Here is a 16,343-nt window from a genome sequence, read left to right as displayed (position 1 = left end):
AACAGTACCACGAAAAACCAATAGAAACAAAAGTTTCAGCTAGTAGAACTCTTAAGGAATAGGCCTGCTAGAGTAAATGAGTGATTGCTCCTTTCACCGCAGGTCGGCGACGAAAAGCATAGACGGCTCAACTAGTAAATTTCAGGGACGATAGAATCGATTTCCATTGGCCATCTTTATGGAGGAGCCATTTTCTATTTTGCCTATCCTATTCACGTCATCGATTGAAGCGATTCTTTCAAATCAAAAAGACCGCCGAGAGAAGTTACTCCTTAAAGGACAACTGCTTTCGACGGTCCATCCCATCTCTTTTAAAAGAGATACATGATCAAGAACCCAAGCTGGTTTCTTAAATCATTTCCGTACGGTTTGTATTCAATTCACTGATTTTCCCAGTAGCAAGATACACGATCCATTCACAAATATTCGTTACGTAGTCACCGATTCGTTCCAAGTATTGAGCAACGGATAAATAATCGGTCCCACTGACAACTGTTTCTGGATTTTCTTTCATACTCTCGATCGTTTTGTAATAAATGTCTTTGTAATATTCATTGACCCGATCGTCCATTTGAGCGATCATGCGAGCATCATCTTGATCGGTTTTTACATACGCCACTAAGACATTATCAACCATTTTTTTGACGTAATCCGACATATCTGAGATTTCTTTTTCGATTTCGGCGATCCGCGTTTCGCCTTTGACCCGAATTGTTGACTTCGCGATGGATACCGCATGGTCCCCCATCCGCTCCAAGTCAGAGCTGGCTTTCATTACAGTAATGATCATTCGTAGATCGGTCGTTACTGGTTGTTGCAAAGCAATCATCTCAAAGCTCTTTTTTTCTAAACGAACTTCCATATTGTTGATCGCCAAATCATTTTCAATTACTTCCTGCGCAATTTCTTTGTCATGTCTGACATATGCTCGCACAGATTTATGAATGGCACTGCTGACTAGCATCCCCATTTCATAAAATTGATTGTGTAAATTTAATAATTCTTCTTCAAATTGTGTACGCAACATCCCTTTTCCTCCTAACCAAATCTTCCTGAGATATAATCTTCTGTTTCTTTTTTGCTTGGACTTAGGAACACTTTTTTCGTGTCATTGAACTCGATCAAGTTGCCGTCCAAAAAGAACGCGGTTTTATCTGAGATTCTTGAAGCTTGTGACATGTTGTGGGTCACGATGATCATGGTATAGCGTTCTTTCAGTGCTAGAAGGGTATTCTCGATTTTCCCTGATGAAATGGGGTCTAACGCACTGGTTGGTTCATCCAGCAAAATGATTTCTGGATCGACAGCCAATACCCGAGCGATACAAACCCGCTGCTGTTGTCCACCTGATAAAGAAAGCGCACTTTGGTGAAGTTTGTCTTTGACATCTTCCCAGACAGAAGCTGCTTTCAGGCTTTCTTCTACCGTCTTATCAAGAATCGCCTTGTCCGTGACTCCTTTTAATTTTAACCCATAAATCACATTTTCGTAAATTGAAAAGGGAAAAGGATTCGGTTGTTGAAAAACCATCCCGATTTCTTTGCGCAAATCAACGATGTCTTGCTTTGGACTATAAATGTCTTTCCCTTTATAGACAACACTTCCTGTAATTGTCACACCAGGGATCAAATCATTCATTCGATTAAGAGAACGCAAGTAGGTCGATTTCCCACATCCTGAAGGTCCGATCATTGCAGTGATCTCGCCTTTTTTGATGGAAAGGTCGATTCCTTTTAATGCTTCTTTTTTTCCGTAGTATAAATGCAGATCTTTCGATGTAATAATTTCTTCTGCCATTGTTTTGCCTCCGTTTACTGATCGAATCGGCTCAGCCAAAATGACCGGATACGTAATCTTCTGTTGCTTTAATTTTTGGACGAGTAAATATCTTACGGGTCTCATCGTACTCGATCGCATTTCCTAAGTAGAAAAAGGCAGTATAATCGCTGATCCGAGCAGCTTGCTGCATATTATGGGTCACGATGATGATTGAATAGTCGTTTTTCAAGTTGATAAGAGTTTCTTCCACTGTCCCTGTTGAGATTGGATCAAGGGCACTAGCTGGTTCATCTAGAAGCAAAATATCTGGTTTCATCGCAATTGCTCGAGCGATACACAGACGTTGCTGCTGTCCACCGGACAATGCCAAAGCACTTTTGTCTAAGCTGTCCTTTACTTGATCCCAAAGTGCGGCTTGTTTCAAGCTGGTTTCGACTGCTTCATCCAATTTCTTTTTGTTTCTTTCTCCATGACGTCGCAAAGCAAAGGCGATGTTGTCATAGATCGATTTACTGAAAGGGTTTGGTCGTTGGAAAACCATGCCGATACGCTTGCGCATTTCGAAGACATCGACTTCTTTTGTATTGACGTCGACTCCTTTATACATGATGTTTCCTGTGACTCTCGTGTTTGCGATCCCATCATTCATTCGATTCAAAGAACGCAGATACGTTGATTTACCGCAACCGGAAGGTCCGATCAATGCGGTGATTTTATTTTTTTCAAATTGTAGATCAATGCCTTTGATGGCTTCATTTGATCCATACCATACATGCAAGTCAGTGGTATAAAGCGCCACATCTTCTGGTTTATCGAAGGTAATGATATTTCGATCGTCCCAATTGTAATCGTTCATACTGTCATTCTCCTTATGCTGACGTCATTTTCTTGTACAACCGTTTGCCAGCTGCACGGGCGCCAAAGTTAAATAGCAAGACGGCAATGATCAATACCGCCGAAGCCCCGGCTGAAACTTGAGCGCCATCAGGCATCGTACCTTCTGTATTGATTTTCCAAATATGGACTGCCAGCGTCTCCGCTTGTCGGAAAAGACCGATCGGGCTGGAAACACTCAATGGATTCCAGTTTGTAAAATCAAGGGCCGGTGCACTTTGTCCTGCAGTGTAGATCAGCGCTGCCGCTTCACCAAAAATTCGACCAGAACTTAGAATGACCCCAGTCAAAATTCCTGGTGTTGCTTCTGGAACAATGATGCGTGTGACAGTTTCCCAACGGGATAAGCCTAAAGACAAGCCCGCTTCACGCTGCGTATAATGAATCGCTTGTAGAGATTCTTCCACATTTCTAGTCAATAGTGGCAAATTGAAGAAAGTCAATGCCAAGGCACCTGAAATGATCGAAAAGCCATAACCAAACTGGATAACAAAGACCAAGAAACCAAAAAGACCGACAACCACAGAAGGCAGTGAACTCAAGATTTCGATCGATGTCCGAATGATATCCGTCAACCAGTTTTTCTTCGCATATTCTGATAAGTAGATCCCCGCTCCTAAAGAAATCGGAAAACTAATGATCATTGTCACTAAAAGCAAGTATAGGGAATTGAACAATTGGATGCCGATCCCGCCACCTTCTTGATACGCTTTTGAAGAAGAAGTCAGAAACTCCCAATTGATATGGGGAATACCACGTACCAAAATGTACAATAGTAAGGAAGCCAAAATCAAAACAATGACTCCAGCAACAGCATACAAGACGCCGGTAGCAATTTTATCTGAACGTTTTGCATTCATTATTTCAATGCTCCTTTCTTCCCAATAAAACGAATGACAATGTTAAATAGTAAGGACATCAATAAGAGAATCAAGGCTAATGACCATAGAACGTTGTTTTGGACTGTTCCCATGATCGTATTCCCAATACCCATGGTTAAGATCGATGTCAATGTTGATGCAGGTGTCACTAAGCTCGTCGGCATCAATGCCGCATTACCGATAACCATTTGGATCGCCAATGCTTCCCCAAATGCGCGAGCCATTCCGAAAACAACCGCCGTTAAAATCCCAGGGACAGCTGCTCGTAAAACAACTTTATAGATCGTTTGCCAGCGTGTTGCACCTAAAGCTAAGGATGCCTCACGGTAGTGCCGAGGGACTGCCCGTAACGCATCGACAGTCATCGTAGTCACTGTCGGCAAAATCATGATAAATAGGACAAAGGTCCCCGCCAAGATCCCAAACCCTGTACCGCCAAAAACAGAACGGACTGCTGGTACAATGACAGACAAACCGATAAAACCATAAACTACAGAAGGAATACCGACTAATAGTTCGATGACGGGCTGCAAAATCTTCTCTCCGTTACGAGGGGAGATCTCCACCATAAAGACTGCTGCACCGATCGCAAATGGTGTTGCGACGATCGCTGATAGGAAGGTTACGAAGAACGAACCAAGGATCATCGGTAAAGCACCTACTAATGGTTGGCCATCAGGACCAACAGCACTTGGATTCCATTGCGTACCAAACAAAAAGTCGAAAACATTGACTTTGTCTACAAAGAATGTCGCTAATCCACGGCTAGCAACGAAATAAAAAATGGAGATCACAACCAATACAATCAACGCAATACATAGAAAGCTAACCAGCTTTCCTCTTTGTTCCATTCTTGCGCGCTTGGATTTTTTTGTTAACACTTCTTTTACATTTTCCACGAGGGTTCCTCCTCAAAAATCAAACTAAACTCATAACCATTAGTTTATCGGTTCAACATCAATTTCTGTTAAAGCTTGTGTAAATTTTGTGTAAAGATTACTCGACGATGTTGCCTTCCCAATCTCTTTCCACCTGCATGATGGAAATTGGAATATAACCCAGATCCCCGACGATATGCTCTTGTACTTCATCAGAAAGCATATATTCGAGAAATTCAGCGGTCAATCCCGTTGGTTCTCCTTTTGTATACATATGCTCGTAAGCCCAAACTTTCCAATCATTGGTCGTTACATTTTCAATCGTTGGTTGAACCCCATCGATCGAAAGGACGTTGACTTCATCTGTCACATAAGAAAATGCAACATAACTGATGGCCCCTGGTGTATCTGAAACGATCGAACGGACCATCCCACTAGAATCTTGCTCTTGGGAAGGAATCGCTGTTTCGCCATCCATGATCCATTTTTCAAACGTACTTCTCGTGCCGCTTCCAGTCGCCCGATTCAACAAAACGATGGGCAGATCATTTCCGCCAACGTCACGCCAATTTGTAATATTTCCTAAGAAGATATTTTTTAAGTCCTCTGTTGAAATATCCGTGATCCCAACGCCTTTGTTGACGATCGGTGTGATACCCACCGTTGCCACTCGGTGGTCAACGAGTGCATCCGCATCGATCCCTGGCTTTTCTTCTGCAAACAAATCAGAATTCCCAATATCGACTGCGCCTGCTTGGACTTGACTTAACCCAGTGCCGCTCCCGCCTCCTTGGACATTGATAAATCGCCCAGGATTTGAGTTTTGAAATTCTTCCGCAACGGTTTCTACGAGTGGCTGCAAGGCAGAAGACCCGACTGCTGTGATCGATTCTCCTCGATCTGCCCAGCTTGCACATCCTGAGAGTAAAATAACCAATCCGATGATAGGACTTAGAAGTTTTAATTTTTTCATCATAACGCTCCTTGTACTTTCGAAAGTCATTGATTGTAAAAATCAATTATTTTCATTTTACCATTAGTTGAAATCAATGAAAATTATTATTTGCTTTTTTTTCTTAAGCTGAGTCTGTCCCTTTATTTAAAACGCTTTTTTTCTTTTACAAAATAACTATTTTGTAAATAAAATGACAAGATTTCTTAATTAAATTACGTGCATCCAGAAGGTATGCTGTGCTATACTGTGAGAGGAAACGTATTTTAAAAAGAACATAATTATTAATCTTGCTTCCCCAATCAAGTACAATATGTTGTTATGTTCAGCGTTTTCACGATTTCATCAACATTTCCCCAAAATGTCTGTTGAATCGAAACGGCAGAAAGAAGCATTCCTATGCATCTTCTGCCGCCTTTTTTTTATTCTAATTCACTTAACCATGCCGCCATCTGCTCAATGATGGCTTCTTGCTGTGCTTCATTTGGTAGATCCGCTGCTGCTTCTCCTTTTTGTAACCCATAGGTACCAAAGCCAGCATGATTGCCGCCTTCGATCGTTTGGAACGTCGTAGTTTCTGGAAGGAGGCTGCGGGCAGCCTGCCAATTTTCTTGATTCACTACTTGGTCTTGACTGCCTGAGAGTGACAACACAGCAATCGATTGATCAGCTAAGGATCCTTTTTCATCTGGGTAACTAGCAAAGAAAAAGACGCCTTTTAACTCGTTGTCGTTTTCAGCCAACTGATTCGCTGCAAAACGGCTTGCCATGACGCCACCTAATGAATGACCGCCAATGACATAGGAGCTATGGGGAATTTCTTTCAAGACCTCTTCTGCACGATTGCCTGCTAAAACAGCCATGTTAAAGGGCATTTTAACGATCGCGACAGGATAGCCTTTTTCCGCTAAACCTGCTGCCCATACACTATAGCTTTCGGCATCGACAAGCGCACCAGGATAGAAAATAACCAAAGGCTTTTCTTCATCTCCAGCAAAATAGAGGACATTTCCCTCATCATCTGCCTCTTTCGCAGCTGTAACTGCAGCATCCACTGCTGGGTAATGCAGTTGTTGCCAACCGACCCAACCGGCAATAGTTAAAATAACAACGGTGATCAATACACCAATCAAGACTTTTGTTCTTTTTCTCATCATGTCCTCCTGCAAAAAAGAAGATCAGGAAAGGATGGCAGACGAAAGTTGCGGGTCCATCATCTCCTGAATCTTTCTATAAGTGTTTCCAATTTTTATCGGTGAGCCAGCGCCAATAGTTCTCGTGCATGTTCGATCGTTAAATCGGTGATTTCTGCACCTGAGAGCATACGGGCGATCTCAGCCACTCGTTCTTCTTCTGATAATTTACGGACATGGGTTTCTGTCCGACCTTCTTGTATTGCTTTTTCGATAAAATATTGATTGTCCGCCACAGCCGCTACTTGCGGCAAGTGGGTGATACACAAGACTTGCGAATTCGCAGCGATCTTGGCGATTTTTTCGGCGATCGCCTGAGCTACTCGGCCACTGACCCCAGTATCCACCTCATCAAAGACAATACTAGTGATTCCTTGCTTGCGGGAGAAAATCGATTTAAGCGCTAATAAGATCCGAGAAAGCTCTCCTCCAGAAGCAACTCGCACTAACGGTTTCATGCCTTCACCGGGGTTGGTGGTCAAATAAAACTCCACGGTATCAAAGCCGCTGCTGCTTAATTGTTTTGAGCCAGATGCAAACCGTACTTCAAATAGCGCGTGCTCCATATACAGCTCTTTTAACTCTTGAACGATTTCTTTTTCTAAACGATGAGCCAGTTCACGTCGTTTGACGTGCAAGGCTTCCGCCAGCTGCCAAACTGCTTCAGCTTTTTGGGCAAGCTCTTCTTCTAATTGCTCCAACTGACCTTCTGTATAGGCAGACTCGCTGATTTCTTTACTGATCTCATCATAATAAGCAAGAATCACAGGAATTGACTCCCCGTATTTGCGCTTCAATTGACGAATCGTTTCCAGCCGTGAAATGACTTCTTCCAGTCGGCCTTCATCTAATTCAAGGTTGTCGACTTGCCGCGAAATATCAGTGGCTGCATCTTGCAACAAGTAATACGCACTTTGGATCGCTTCACTGATTTTTTCATACGCAGGATCAAGATGGGCGATCGACTGGATCTCTGATAATGCCACACTGACTCCATCTAGGCTATTAACTTCTTCGGCGGATAGAGCGCCATAGCTTTGCCCTAGAGCATCCACGATTTTTTGATAATTGGTCAGTTTTTCTCGTTCATCGATCAGCTGCTCTTCTTCATTTTCCATCAATTCCGCTTGGGCGATCTCTTCTTGTTGAAAACGCAGCATGTCCATTCGCTGCACATAGAGCTGTTCATTTTCTTGAATGGTCCGCACATGTTTTTCTAAGGAGCGATAGGCTTGATAGGCTTGACGGTAACTTGCAAGTTCCGCTTTAAAGGCATCATCTCCAAAACCATCCATCAACGCCAAATGTTTTTCTGGCTGCAGCAGCTCTTGATGCTCATTTTGTCCTTGGATATCAACTAAAAACAAGCCGATTTGGCGCAAAACCGACAAGGTAACAGTTCGACCATTAACACGACAAATAGTTTTACCCGATTGAGAGATATCCCGTTGTACGATCAGAACTTCCTCTTCATCAATACCCAGATCTGCGGTCAGCTCTTTGAACTCCAGCTGATTCGGCCATTCAAAAATCCCTTCCAAACGGCATTTTTCTGCGCCTTGACGCAAATAGTCACTGGATCCTCTGCCACCTGCTAGTAAGCCCATCGCATCGATAATGATTGATTTCCCAGCACCTGTTTCACCTGTTAGAGCCGTCATCCCCTCATGAAAAGACAGGTGCAAGTTGGAGATAATCGCAAAATTTTGGATCGACAATTCTAAAAGCATCCCTTGCCTCCTCTTTTATACGTAACGTTGGAAATCCTTGAATAGGTTCTCGGTATCTGCTTCTGTTCTGGTGATCATCAAGATGTTGTCATCATCGTTTAGCGTGCCAAATAATTCTTTGGCATAACGCTTATCAATCAAATTCGCCAAAGCCGAAGCATTGCCAGGCAGTGTGCGCAGGATCACAAATTTGTCCATTCGATCGACAGAAACAAACGCCGTTTTTAGGATTTTATCTAGTTTACCACTCACGTCTTCTGTTGTCTCTTGTGGAATACTATAGCGATAGCCGCCTTTTTGGGAAGGAACTTTCACTAACTTCAATTCCTTGATATCCCTTGATATGGTTGCTTGTGTGACTGAGACGCCGCGATCTTTTAACAACTCGACAAAATCTTCTTGTTTCTGAATATCTTGTTCACTTAACAATCGTGTAATCAAGCGATGCCGTTCTTTTTTTCTCATCTCTTGTTCCTCCTGAATGAATTCCTACTAATTTTATCCTATTTTGCGCAAGAAAGAAAGAGAGCCGACAAGTAAAATGTCCACTCTCTTCCATTCTTTATTTTGGTTGATGAAAGGTCTCATGTGCTGATGCAACAACTTTCGGGATGTCGATCCCTGCTGCGGTGCCTTCTTGCAGGCTTTTCTTTAAATGTACGATAAACTCGATGTTCCCTTCGCCACCAGTGATTGGTGAAAAACTTAGGTTTAATACATCGAATTTTGTTTTCTTAGCGAATGCCAGTACTTCCTCCAACACTCGTTCATGGGTTTTGGGGTCACGAACGATCCCATTTTTTCCGACCGCTTCTTTGCCCGCTTCAAATTGTGGTTTGATCAGCGCCATCACTTCGCCATCCGCTACCAAAATATCATAAAGGGGAGGTAAGATCAGTTTAAGTGAAATAAAAGAAACATCGATCGTAGCAGCTTCAGGAAGACCATCCAGGAAGTCTGTTGGTTTTGCATAACGGAAGTTGACCCGTTCCATTACAATCACTCGCTCATCTTGCCGCAGCTTCCATGCCAACTGATTGTAACCGACATCCAGTGCATAGCTTTTTTTGGCGCCATTTTGCAACGCCGCATCAGTAAAGCCACCGGTGGAAGCGCCGATATCTAACATGATTTTATCGGTTACGTCAAAATCAAAAACTTTGAGTGCTTTTTCTAACTTGAGACCACCACGAGAAACATAAGGCAGCTTCTTCCCTTTGATCTGCAGCAGTGTATCTGCGGCAATTTTTTCTCCAGGCTTATCTAAGCGCTCATTGTTTTTTTCTTTGTACACCAATCCAGCCATCACTCCTCGTTTGGCTTGCTCGCGGGTCTCAAAGAGGCCTTGCTGGACAGCTAAAACATCTACTCGTTCTTTCTTCATGCGTTCCCTCGAATCTCAAATCGTTCCACAAATGCCAATAAAACATCCTGCGTAAATTGACCGTATTGGCTTAATTGTGCCAGAATTTCTTTGGCTTTGCCCAATTCTTCAGTCAAGGCTTGCTGCGCGCCTGCTAAGCCAAGTAAAGCAGGATAGGTACTTTTCGCCAACTCGTCATCTCGGCGGACAACTTTGCCTAGCTCTTCGGTGGTACTAGTGGCATCTAACAGATCGTCGCGAATTTGAAAGGCTAACCCAATATGCTGGGCAAAGCGATCCAATTCATGCAGAACCTCTTCCGTCTGGTCGGCTAAGACACCACCAGCAATCACCGCAAAGCGGATCAATTCTCCAGTCTTTCGTTCATGGATTGACATGAGCTCCTCAAGACGAAGCGCTTGGTTCTCCCCTTGAATATCAGCTGCTTGGCCGGCAACCATCCCTTGCGTGCCCGCTGCTTTACTCAACTGCTGCAGCAGCAAGACTTTTTGATTGGCTTCGATTTCCGCCATAGCGACTAATTGAAACGCAGCCGTCAAAAGACCATCTCCAGCTAAAATCGCTAAAGCTTCACCAAAAACCTTATGGTTGGTGGGTTTGCCTCGACGCAGATCATCGTTGTCCATTGCTGGCAGATCATCATGGATCAGCGAATACGTATGCACCATTTCTAGGGCTGCTGCACACTGGTACACCGCGGTATTGACGGGTTTGTGAAAAGCGGCGACTGTTGCTGCCAATAAAAGCGGGCGAATGCGTTTGCCGCCAGCTTGGATCGAATACTGCATGCTTTCAAATAGTCGTTGATCAGAAGTGTGTTCTTTGACAAAACGTTCCATAACTTCTTCGATCAATGGGGCGTGTTCTTTCGTAAATTCCTTCAAAGCACTCATTGGCTTTCCTCTTCAAAGGGGACTTCTTCATTGGATTCAGTCATCATTTTTGTTAAGGATTTTTCCGCTTTACTCAAGGTGTCCTTGCATTGCTTGCTCAAAACCATGCCTTTTTGAAAAGCATCTAGCGCTTCTTCCAATGGAACATCGCCTTGTTCCAAACGGGTTACGATTTGTTCTAATTCTTGTAATGATTCTTCAAATGTTGGATTTGCCATGATTAACTCCTTCTGTACTAATAACTTCGACCAGTGCTTGGCCATCTTGGTAATGGATCGTCAGCTGATCTTCTGGCTCGATCGCATCAATCGATTTGATCACCTGCTCATTTTTCGTGGTATAGCTGTAGCCGCGTCCCATGATTTTTAGTGGGCTTAACAAATCAAGGGATTGGACTGCATTTGCAAATTGATTTTCTTTTGCCGCATAAATATCTTTCATGGCTTTCGTTAAGCGTTGAGAAAGATAGCTGACCTCTTGATTGCTGGCTTGTAATCGCGCTTTTGGTTGTTGCTGGGCCAACCGTGAAATCAATTGCTGTGCCTGGCGATCCTTGTCATAAAGCAAGGTTTGCAAGCCTTGCTGCATCCGCTGCTGCAACTGATCGAGTTTGATGGACTGTGCCTCATACAAGCGCTCTGGTTGTCGAAAAACATACGATCCAATCACTCGCTGATAGCGTTCTTGTTTGTACTGGATCTGGTGCATAAATGCTTGCTCTAATCGGGCTTGTCTTTCTTCGATCCGCAAAATCTCCTCCGACAGCACTGGCACCGCTAATTCGGCAGCGGCGGTCGGAGTTGCCGCCCGTACATCCGCCACTAAATCGGCAATCGTCGTATCGGTTTCATGCCCCACTGAAGAAATAATGGGGGTTTTTGCATCAAAAATGGCTCTTGCCACTCGTTCTTCATTGAAAGGCCAGAGGTCCTCGATCGATCCACCCCCACGTCCGATGATCATAGTATCAAAGGTCCCATCGGCTTCGACTCGTTGGATATTTTTCACCACATCATCCGCAGCTTTATTGCCTTGTACCACGGTTGGATACAAAACGATCTGAGCAATGGGGTAACGCCGCTGTGTCGTCGTGATGATATCTCTGATCACCGCCCCACTAGGACTGGTCAAAACTGCGATGCGTTTCGGGTATTTCGGCAAGGACTGCTTCGGTGCAGAAAATAAACCTTCTGCTGCCAATTTCTGCTTTAATTGTTCATAGGCTTGATAAAGAGCGCCGACACCGTCTGGTTCCATATGATCGATCACCATCTGGTAATTTCCGCTTGCCTCATACAGAGTGATACGCCCAACCGCCATGACTTTCATGCCCTCTTCTGGTTGAAAGCGCAACTTGTCAAAAGCGCCTTTGAACATGACGGTCGAAATTTTTGCACCATCATCCTTTAAACTAAAGTATTGGTGATTGGGGCGACGACGAAAATTGGAGATCTCCCCCGTCAAATAAACCCGCTCTAGATACGGATCGACGTCAAACTTACGCTTGATATATTTTGTTAATGCGGTTACCGTTAAATATTCTTGCGCCATTTAGTTTTTCATTGTCTCCTTTGCTGCCTCGATCGTTTGGGCCATCAACATCGTGATCGTCATTGGACCTACACCTCTAGGTACCGGTGTGATATAGCTAACGATCGGTTCGACTTCATCAAATTTCACATCGCCGATCAACTTGCCATTGGCATCACGATTCATCCCAACATCAATCACCACAGCCCCTTCTTTTACGAAGTCTTTTGTGACAAAATGACCGCGGCCGATCGCCACGACTAAAATGTCCGCTTGTTTTGCCAACTCGGGCAGATTTTTGGTTTTTGAATGAGCAATAGTCACGGTGGCATTTGCCCCCAAGAGCAAGTGCGCCATTGGTTTTCCGACAATGTTGCTGCGACCGATCACTAAGGCATTTTTCCCTTCCAATTCGATCCCATACGCAGCAAACATTTTCATGATGCCATAAGGGGTACAAGGAATTCGGTCAGGTACACCTGCGAATAATTTTCCTAAATTGATTGGATGAAAGCCGTCGACATCTTTTTCCGGTTTGATGGCTAACAGTACTTTTTCTTCATTGATATGTTTTGGCAAAGGAAGTTGAACCAAAATTCCATGAAAGGCATCATCGTTATTGAACTGTTCGATTTCTGCTAATAATTCTACCTCAGTAATGGATTCAGGGTAGCGGGCAACACGGGAATTGATGCCGATTTTCGCCGCAGCTAGTTCTTTATTTTTCACATAAGTCTGACTTGCTTTGTCTTCTCCAACAAGCAAAACAACTAATCCCGGTGTCACACCCTGCTCTTTTAGTGTTGCTGTCTCTGAAAGAAACGCTGCTTGCATTTTTTCAGCCAATTCTTTTCCATTGATTAATGTACCCATTCTGACAACTCCTCCAACCTGATTATACGGACTTATTTTGTAAAAAGAAACGCACCAATCGTTTGTCGATATGCTTCTTCATGTTTTCTATCATAGCATTTTCTGAAAAGAAAAACACCGTCTAAGGCTCCCTTTTTTCGGAAAAAACGAGGGTAAACCGACAAAGTGCGTGCAAAAAAACCGAACGATCAAGCAGGACCGTCAAAACAAGGCGGTTGCTCATAAATCGTTCGGTTTCTGACTCGATCGAAAAAAAGCTGATCTCTTTTGATCGATCGTGTTAGGGCTGAAAATTACTCACTTACTTGGTTGGTTTTTGTTTCTAGCTCTTGATTGACTGTCGATAAAATACCGTTGACAAACTTTCTGGACTGATCATCACTAAAAGTTTTCGCTAACTCGATCGCTTCATTCAAAGCCACACGATTCGGCACATTATCCACATAGATCATTTCATACAAAGCAATTCGTAAAATCGTCACGTCCATTTTTGATAAACGCTGGATTTTCCAACCAGCTTTTAAATGATTTTGAATGACTTCATCCAAGGCTTCTTTGTAATGACAGACACCTTCCACTAATTGATCTAAATAAACAGGCACAAAATGCTCTTGTTCTTCATCGATCAATTCATGGTGTTCCAACTCGATGGCATGCATGATGGCATCTTGTTTCGTTAAATCTTTATTAAAGTCTAGTGGAAATAAAGCTTGTAACGCCATTTTCCGTATTTCATGCCGTGATAATTCTTTACTCATTTTCTTCCTCATCGTTTCCAAATAATTCTTCGATGTCTGGTAAATCTACTTTTTCTGGCACGACTGCCACAACATGAACATTTACTTCAGCCAGTTGTACATCTGTCATAAATAAGACTTGCTGTTTGACCCGTTCTTGGATCTCCATTGCCACTTTAGGCACTGACATCCCATAAGTGATATAGCAATAGATGTCCACTTTGATCCCTGTTTCATCGATCGTTAAGTAGACCCCTTTGCCATGAGCTGCGCGACCTAATAATTCAGTGACACTGTTTGCCAGTGTTCCTCGCATCCCATAGACACCTTCCACTTTAGAAGCAGCGATCCCAATAATGATCTCGATCACTTCTGGTGCGATGACGATCTCGCCTAATTCAGGACTTGCATTTAATACAAGGTTTTTATCTTCATTCATACGTTTTTGCCTCCATTCTAAACAGCTGTACCGTATTGTTTGTAAAAAAACCGCTCGTTTTTTCCGTTTGAAGCAAACCAACGCTTGATTCAATCAATAACATCCATGGCACAGTGTTTCTTCTCGCTCTAAGTTTATCATTTTCTGCACTGAGAATCTATAATAACCCACTATTCTCAATGAATTTTCTGAAAAACAAGGTCGATGAATCAGAGAATGATCAATTCTTTCGGTGAATGTGTCAACACTTTATTACCAGTTTCGGTGATCAAAAGATCATCTTCGATACGAACGCCGCCAATTCCTGGAAGATAGATCCCTGGTTCATCTGTAATGACGTTTCCGACAACAAATGCTTTATCAGCGCGGAAGGATACATTTGGTCCTTCGTGGATCTCTAAACCAATCCCATGACCTGTTGAATGACCAAAGGCATCTCCGTAGCCAAAGGAAGCAATGTGATCCCGAGCGATCGCATCTAGTTCAATTCCGGTCATTCCAGGTTTTGCTGCGGCCAAGACTTTTTCTTGCGCTTCAAGTACGATTTGATAGATTTCCTTCAATTTATCGCCAGGATCTCCTACTGCAAAGGTTCTAGTCATATCAGACACATAGCCTTGATAGTAACAGCCAAAGTCTAACGTGATCAGATCGCCTTGTTCGATCACTTTTTCACTGGCAACCCCATGGGGCATTGCTGAACGCAGACCACTAGCAACGATCGTTTCAAAAGATACGCTTGTGGCACCTAATGAACGCATAAAGAAATCTAACTGATTCGCCACTTCGATTTCTGTCATTCCTGGGCGGACCATTTTCAAAATATGTTCGAATCCTTGATCAGCGATATGGCAGGCTTGTTGGATCAATGCGATCTCTTCCTCATCTTTGACTTCCCGCAAAGCCTCGATCATACCCGATACAGGGGCAAGGGATGATTCCTCGATCAAGTCTTCTAAGACGGAGTATTCGGCAAAGCTGACGAAACTTTCTTCAAAAGCTAAGACATTGATTTCTTCCTTTTGGCAGATGGTTGCAACTTCTTCAAAAATCGGTCCGCTATTTTTTACGATCTCAAATCCTTGAGCTTGGGCAGCTGCTTGCTCTGTATATCGGAAATCTGTTACAAAAAAAGCTTTGTCCAACGTAATGACTGCTAAACCAGTTGTCCCAGTAAAGTTTGTCAAGTAACGCAAATTGTATGGGCTGGTGATCAAGAACCCATCAATCGAATCTTTTCTCATTGCTTCACGTAATTTTTCAACTCTTAACATGTATCGTTCCCTACTTTCTTGTTCTATACGATAGTATTATAACAAACTTCCAGAAAAAGCGGAAAGCTAGCGAAAAGTTTTCTAAAAAATCAAGCAATATGAATAAACGATAGAGTACTTTAAAAAGATTGCCGTGTGATCTTTCGTTGTTCTCTTCTAAATGATGGCTTCCGTGCACAAAAAAAAGCAATTCAATCAATGAATTGCTTTTTTGATAATTATCTTTTACGTCCCAAAAAGAACGATACGACTGCCACGAAAATGACCGCGCCGATAATCGCAGGCACGATAGCCATTCCTGCTACTTGCGGTCCCCAAGTGCCAAAAAGGCCTTGACCAATCGATGCGCCTACAAGTCCCGCAACGATATCAAAAATACAACCGCGTTTTTCGCCTGCAATGGCACCACCGATTGAACCGATGATCGCTCCTACGATCAATGTCCATAAAAAGTGCATACTAACCCCTCCTAAACTTTCTTATAAAAAGGGTACCATATTGAGAATCAATTGGAAAAATATATGCTCTCTTGTTATTTTCTGCGAGTGAAGGCTCGTTTCAATACATCAAAAAAGCCTAATGAATGCACCATATGGTCTGGATCGACATATTCACGAATCGCTCGCAAGACTTTTTTTGGTTCTTTTGAGGAGAAGGTATACGTGCCATTCTTTTTGGTGCGGATCGCATAACGTGGTATCCAACGGCCTTTGAACATGACCGAAGCGATCACATAGTCGACATCTTCCCATGGGATCTGAATAAACTTGCGTTTGTCACGGTCATTGTAAAACTCAAAGGCTTTATCGCCGATCATGATTTTGCCGTACTCATTGATCCCTAAAAAAGACGTAGCATCGATCGTCAAATCCACTTTTGTATTAAGAGATTGTACCATTTGCGCTT

The 16,343-nt window shown here is 43.1% G+C and carries 19 protein-coding genes; all 19 read right to left on the bottom strand.

Going from position 1 to position 16,343, the window contains the following annotated elements:
* Positions 1-349: 349 nt before the first annotated feature.
* The 19 genes from phoU to IGI72_RS07180 all read right to left on the bottom strand — a co-directional run bounded on the left by phoU (position 350) and on the right by IGI72_RS07180 (position 16,335).
* Entirely contained in the window at positions 350-1,027 is a 678-nt protein-coding gene (gene phoU / locus IGI72_RS07270) for a phosphate signaling complex protein PhoU (RefSeq protein ID WP_005225785.1), read from the bottom strand.
* A gap of 11 nt (positions 1,028-1,038) precedes the next feature.
* On the bottom strand, positions 1,039-1,797 hold the full coding sequence (pstB, locus tag IGI72_RS07265) for a phosphate ABC transporter ATP-binding protein PstB (RefSeq protein WP_005235379.1): 759 nt from the start codon (positions 1,795-1,797) through the stop codon (positions 1,039-1,041).
* 31 nt (positions 1,798-1,828) lie between these two features.
* A complete protein-coding gene (pstB, locus tag IGI72_RS07260) occupies positions 1,829-2,635 on the bottom strand; it encodes a phosphate ABC transporter ATP-binding protein PstB (RefSeq protein WP_005225783.1) in 807 nt (268 codons plus the stop codon).
* A 13-nt stretch (positions 2,636-2,648) separates the two neighbouring features.
* Entirely contained in the window at positions 2,649-3,533 is an 885-nt protein-coding gene (gene pstA / locus IGI72_RS07255) for a phosphate ABC transporter permease PstA (protein ID WP_005225782.1), read from the bottom strand.
* Positions 3,533-4,453, bottom strand: coding sequence for a phosphate ABC transporter permease subunit PstC (pstC, locus tag IGI72_RS07250; RefSeq protein ID WP_005225781.1), 921 nt, complete (start codon positions 4,451-4,453; stop codon positions 3,533-3,535). The genes pstA and pstC overlap by 1 nt, the downstream gene beginning before the upstream one ends.
* A gap of 97 nt (positions 4,454-4,550) precedes the next feature.
* Positions 4,551-5,405 (bottom strand): phosphate ABC transporter substrate-binding protein PstS, encoded by an 855-nt coding sequence (locus IGI72_RS07245; protein ID WP_034868500.1) that lies wholly within the window; start codon positions 5,403-5,405, stop codon positions 4,551-4,553.
* A 401-nt stretch (positions 5,406-5,806) separates the two neighbouring features.
* The gene (locus IGI72_RS07240) at positions 5,807-6,538 is read right to left on the bottom strand and encodes an alpha/beta hydrolase (RefSeq protein WP_205905082.1); all 732 of its coding nucleotides are present in this window, start codon (positions 6,536-6,538) and stop codon (positions 5,807-5,809) included.
* 95 nt (positions 6,539-6,633) lie between these two features.
* On the bottom strand, positions 6,634-8,307 hold the full coding sequence (gene recN, locus IGI72_RS07235) for a DNA repair protein RecN (RefSeq protein ID WP_438753666.1): 1,674 nt from the start codon (positions 8,305-8,307) through the stop codon (positions 6,634-6,636).
* Between the two features lie 15 nt (positions 8,308-8,322).
* Positions 8,323-8,772 carry an arginine repressor gene (gene argR, locus IGI72_RS07230; RefSeq protein ID WP_438753663.1) on the bottom strand — a complete coding sequence of 150 codons (450 nt, stop codon included), beginning with the start codon at positions 8,770-8,772 and terminating at the stop codon, positions 8,323-8,325.
* Positions 8,773-8,869: 97 nt separating this feature from the next.
* A complete protein-coding gene (locus tag IGI72_RS07225; RefSeq protein ID WP_005225776.1) occupies positions 8,870-9,691 on the bottom strand; it encodes a TlyA family RNA methyltransferase in 822 nt (273 codons plus the stop codon).
* Positions 9,688-10,584, bottom strand: coding sequence for a polyprenyl synthetase family protein (locus IGI72_RS07220; RefSeq protein ID WP_159160461.1), 897 nt, complete (start codon positions 10,582-10,584; stop codon positions 9,688-9,690). Before IGI72_RS07220 ends, IGI72_RS07225 begins: the two co-directional genes overlap by 4 nt.
* Positions 10,581-10,802 (bottom strand): exodeoxyribonuclease VII small subunit, encoded by a 222-nt coding sequence (locus IGI72_RS07215; protein WP_005225774.1) that lies wholly within the window; start codon positions 10,800-10,802, stop codon positions 10,581-10,583. Before IGI72_RS07215 ends, IGI72_RS07220 begins: the two co-directional genes overlap by 4 nt.
* Positions 10,783-12,135, bottom strand: a complete 1,353-nt coding sequence (gene xseA / locus IGI72_RS07210; RefSeq protein ID WP_010747995.1) for an exodeoxyribonuclease VII large subunit — start codon at positions 12,133-12,135, stop codon at positions 10,783-10,785. Before xseA ends, IGI72_RS07215 begins: the two co-directional genes overlap by 20 nt.
* Positions 12,136-12,987 (bottom strand): bifunctional methylenetetrahydrofolate dehydrogenase/methenyltetrahydrofolate cyclohydrolase, encoded by an 852-nt coding sequence (locus tag IGI72_RS07205; RefSeq protein WP_438753659.1) that lies wholly within the window; start codon positions 12,985-12,987, stop codon positions 12,136-12,138.
* A gap of 293 nt (positions 12,988-13,280) precedes the next feature.
* On the bottom strand, positions 13,281-13,745 hold the full coding sequence (gene nusB, locus IGI72_RS07200) for a transcription antitermination factor NusB (protein WP_438753656.1): 465 nt from the start codon (positions 13,743-13,745) through the stop codon (positions 13,281-13,283).
* Positions 13,738-14,163: an Asp23/Gls24 family envelope stress response protein gene (locus IGI72_RS07195; protein ID WP_005225770.1), complete on the bottom strand. Its 426-nt coding sequence runs from the start codon at positions 14,161-14,163 to the stop codon at positions 13,738-13,740. The genes nusB and IGI72_RS07195 overlap by 8 nt, the downstream gene beginning before the upstream one ends.
* Before the next feature lie 209 nt (positions 14,164-14,372).
* On the bottom strand, positions 14,373-15,437 hold the full coding sequence (locus tag IGI72_RS07190; RefSeq protein ID WP_005225769.1) for a M24 family metallopeptidase: 1,065 nt from the start codon (positions 15,435-15,437) through the stop codon (positions 14,373-14,375).
* Between the two features lie 218 nt (positions 15,438-15,655).
* Positions 15,656-15,895 carry a GlsB/YeaQ/YmgE family stress response membrane protein gene (locus IGI72_RS07185; RefSeq protein ID WP_438753654.1) on the bottom strand — a complete coding sequence of 80 codons (240 nt, stop codon included), beginning with the start codon at positions 15,893-15,895 and terminating at the stop codon, positions 15,656-15,658.
* A gap of 74 nt (positions 15,896-15,969) precedes the next feature.
* A complete protein-coding gene (locus tag IGI72_RS07180; protein ID WP_005225766.1) occupies positions 15,970-16,335 on the bottom strand; it encodes a DUF956 family protein in 366 nt (121 codons plus the stop codon).
* Positions 16,336-16,343: the final 8 nt, after the last annotated feature.

This window comes from Enterococcus sp. DIV1059_2 (genome assembly GCF_051713685.1).
Classification (GTDB): Bacteria; Bacillota; Bacilli; order Lactobacillales; family Enterococcaceae; genus Enterococcus_D; species Enterococcus_D casseliflavus.
The sequence above is the reverse complement of the archived record's forward strand: the minus strand, read 5'-3'. Positions and strand labels throughout refer to the sequence as shown.

Coding starts and splice junctions, on each gene's coding strand:
- IGI72_RS07190 (WP_005225769.1), bottom strand. CDS start 15,437: ATGTTAAGAGTTGAAAAATTACGTGAAGCAATGAGAAAAGATTCGATT.
- recN (WP_438753666.1), bottom strand. CDS start 8,307: ATGCTTTTAGAATTGTCGATCCAAAATTTTGCGATTATCTCCAACTTG.
- xseA (WP_010747995.1), bottom strand. CDS start 12,135: ATGGCGCAAGAATATTTAACGGTAACCGCATTAACAAAATATATCAAG.
- nusB (WP_438753656.1), bottom strand. CDS start 13,745: ATGAGTAAAGAATTATCACGGCATGAAATACGGAAAATGGCGTTACAA.
- argR (WP_438753663.1), bottom strand. CDS start 8,772: ATGAGAAAAAAAGAACGGCATCGCTTGATTACACGATTGTTAAGTGAA.
- IGI72_RS07245 (WP_034868500.1), bottom strand. CDS start 5,405: ATGAAAAAATTAAAACTTCTAAGTCCTATCATCGGATTGGTTATTTTA.
- IGI72_RS07180 (WP_005225766.1), bottom strand. CDS start 16,335: ATGGTACAATCTCTTAATACAAAAGTGGATTTGACGATCGATGCTACG.
- IGI72_RS07225 (WP_005225776.1), bottom strand. CDS start 9,691: ATGAAGAAAGAACGAGTAGATGTTTTAGCTGTCCAGCAAGGCCTCTTT.
- IGI72_RS07205 (WP_438753659.1), bottom strand. CDS start 12,987: ATGGGTACATTAATCAATGGAAAAGAATTGGCTGAAAAAATGCAAGCA.
- IGI72_RS07195 (WP_005225770.1), bottom strand. CDS start 14,163: ATGAATGAAGATAAAAACCTTGTATTAAATGCAAGTCCTGAATTAGGC.
- pstA (WP_005225782.1), bottom strand. CDS start 3,533: ATGAATGCAAAACGTTCAGATAAAATTGCTACCGGCGTCTTGTATGCT.
- phoU (WP_005225785.1), bottom strand. CDS start 1,027: ATGTTGCGTACACAATTTGAAGAAGAATTATTAAATTTACACAATCAA.
- IGI72_RS07240 (WP_205905082.1), bottom strand. CDS start 6,538: ATGAGAAAAAGAACAAAAGTCTTGATTGGTGTATTGATCACCGTTGTT.
- IGI72_RS07215 (WP_005225774.1), bottom strand. CDS start 10,802: ATGGCAAATCCAACATTTGAAGAATCATTACAAGAATTAGAACAAATC.
- IGI72_RS07220 (WP_159160461.1), bottom strand. CDS start 10,584: ATGAGTGCTTTGAAGGAATTTACGAAAGAACACGCCCCATTGATCGAA.
- pstB (WP_005235379.1), bottom strand. CDS start 1,797: ATGGCAGAAGAAATTATTACATCGAAAGATCTGCATTTATACTACGGA.
- IGI72_RS07185 (WP_438753654.1), bottom strand. CDS start 15,895: ATGCACTTTTTATGGACATTGATCGTAGGAGCGATCATCGGTTCAATC.
- pstB (WP_005225783.1), bottom strand. CDS start 2,635: ATGAACGATTACAATTGGGACGATCGAAATATCATTACCTTCGATAAA.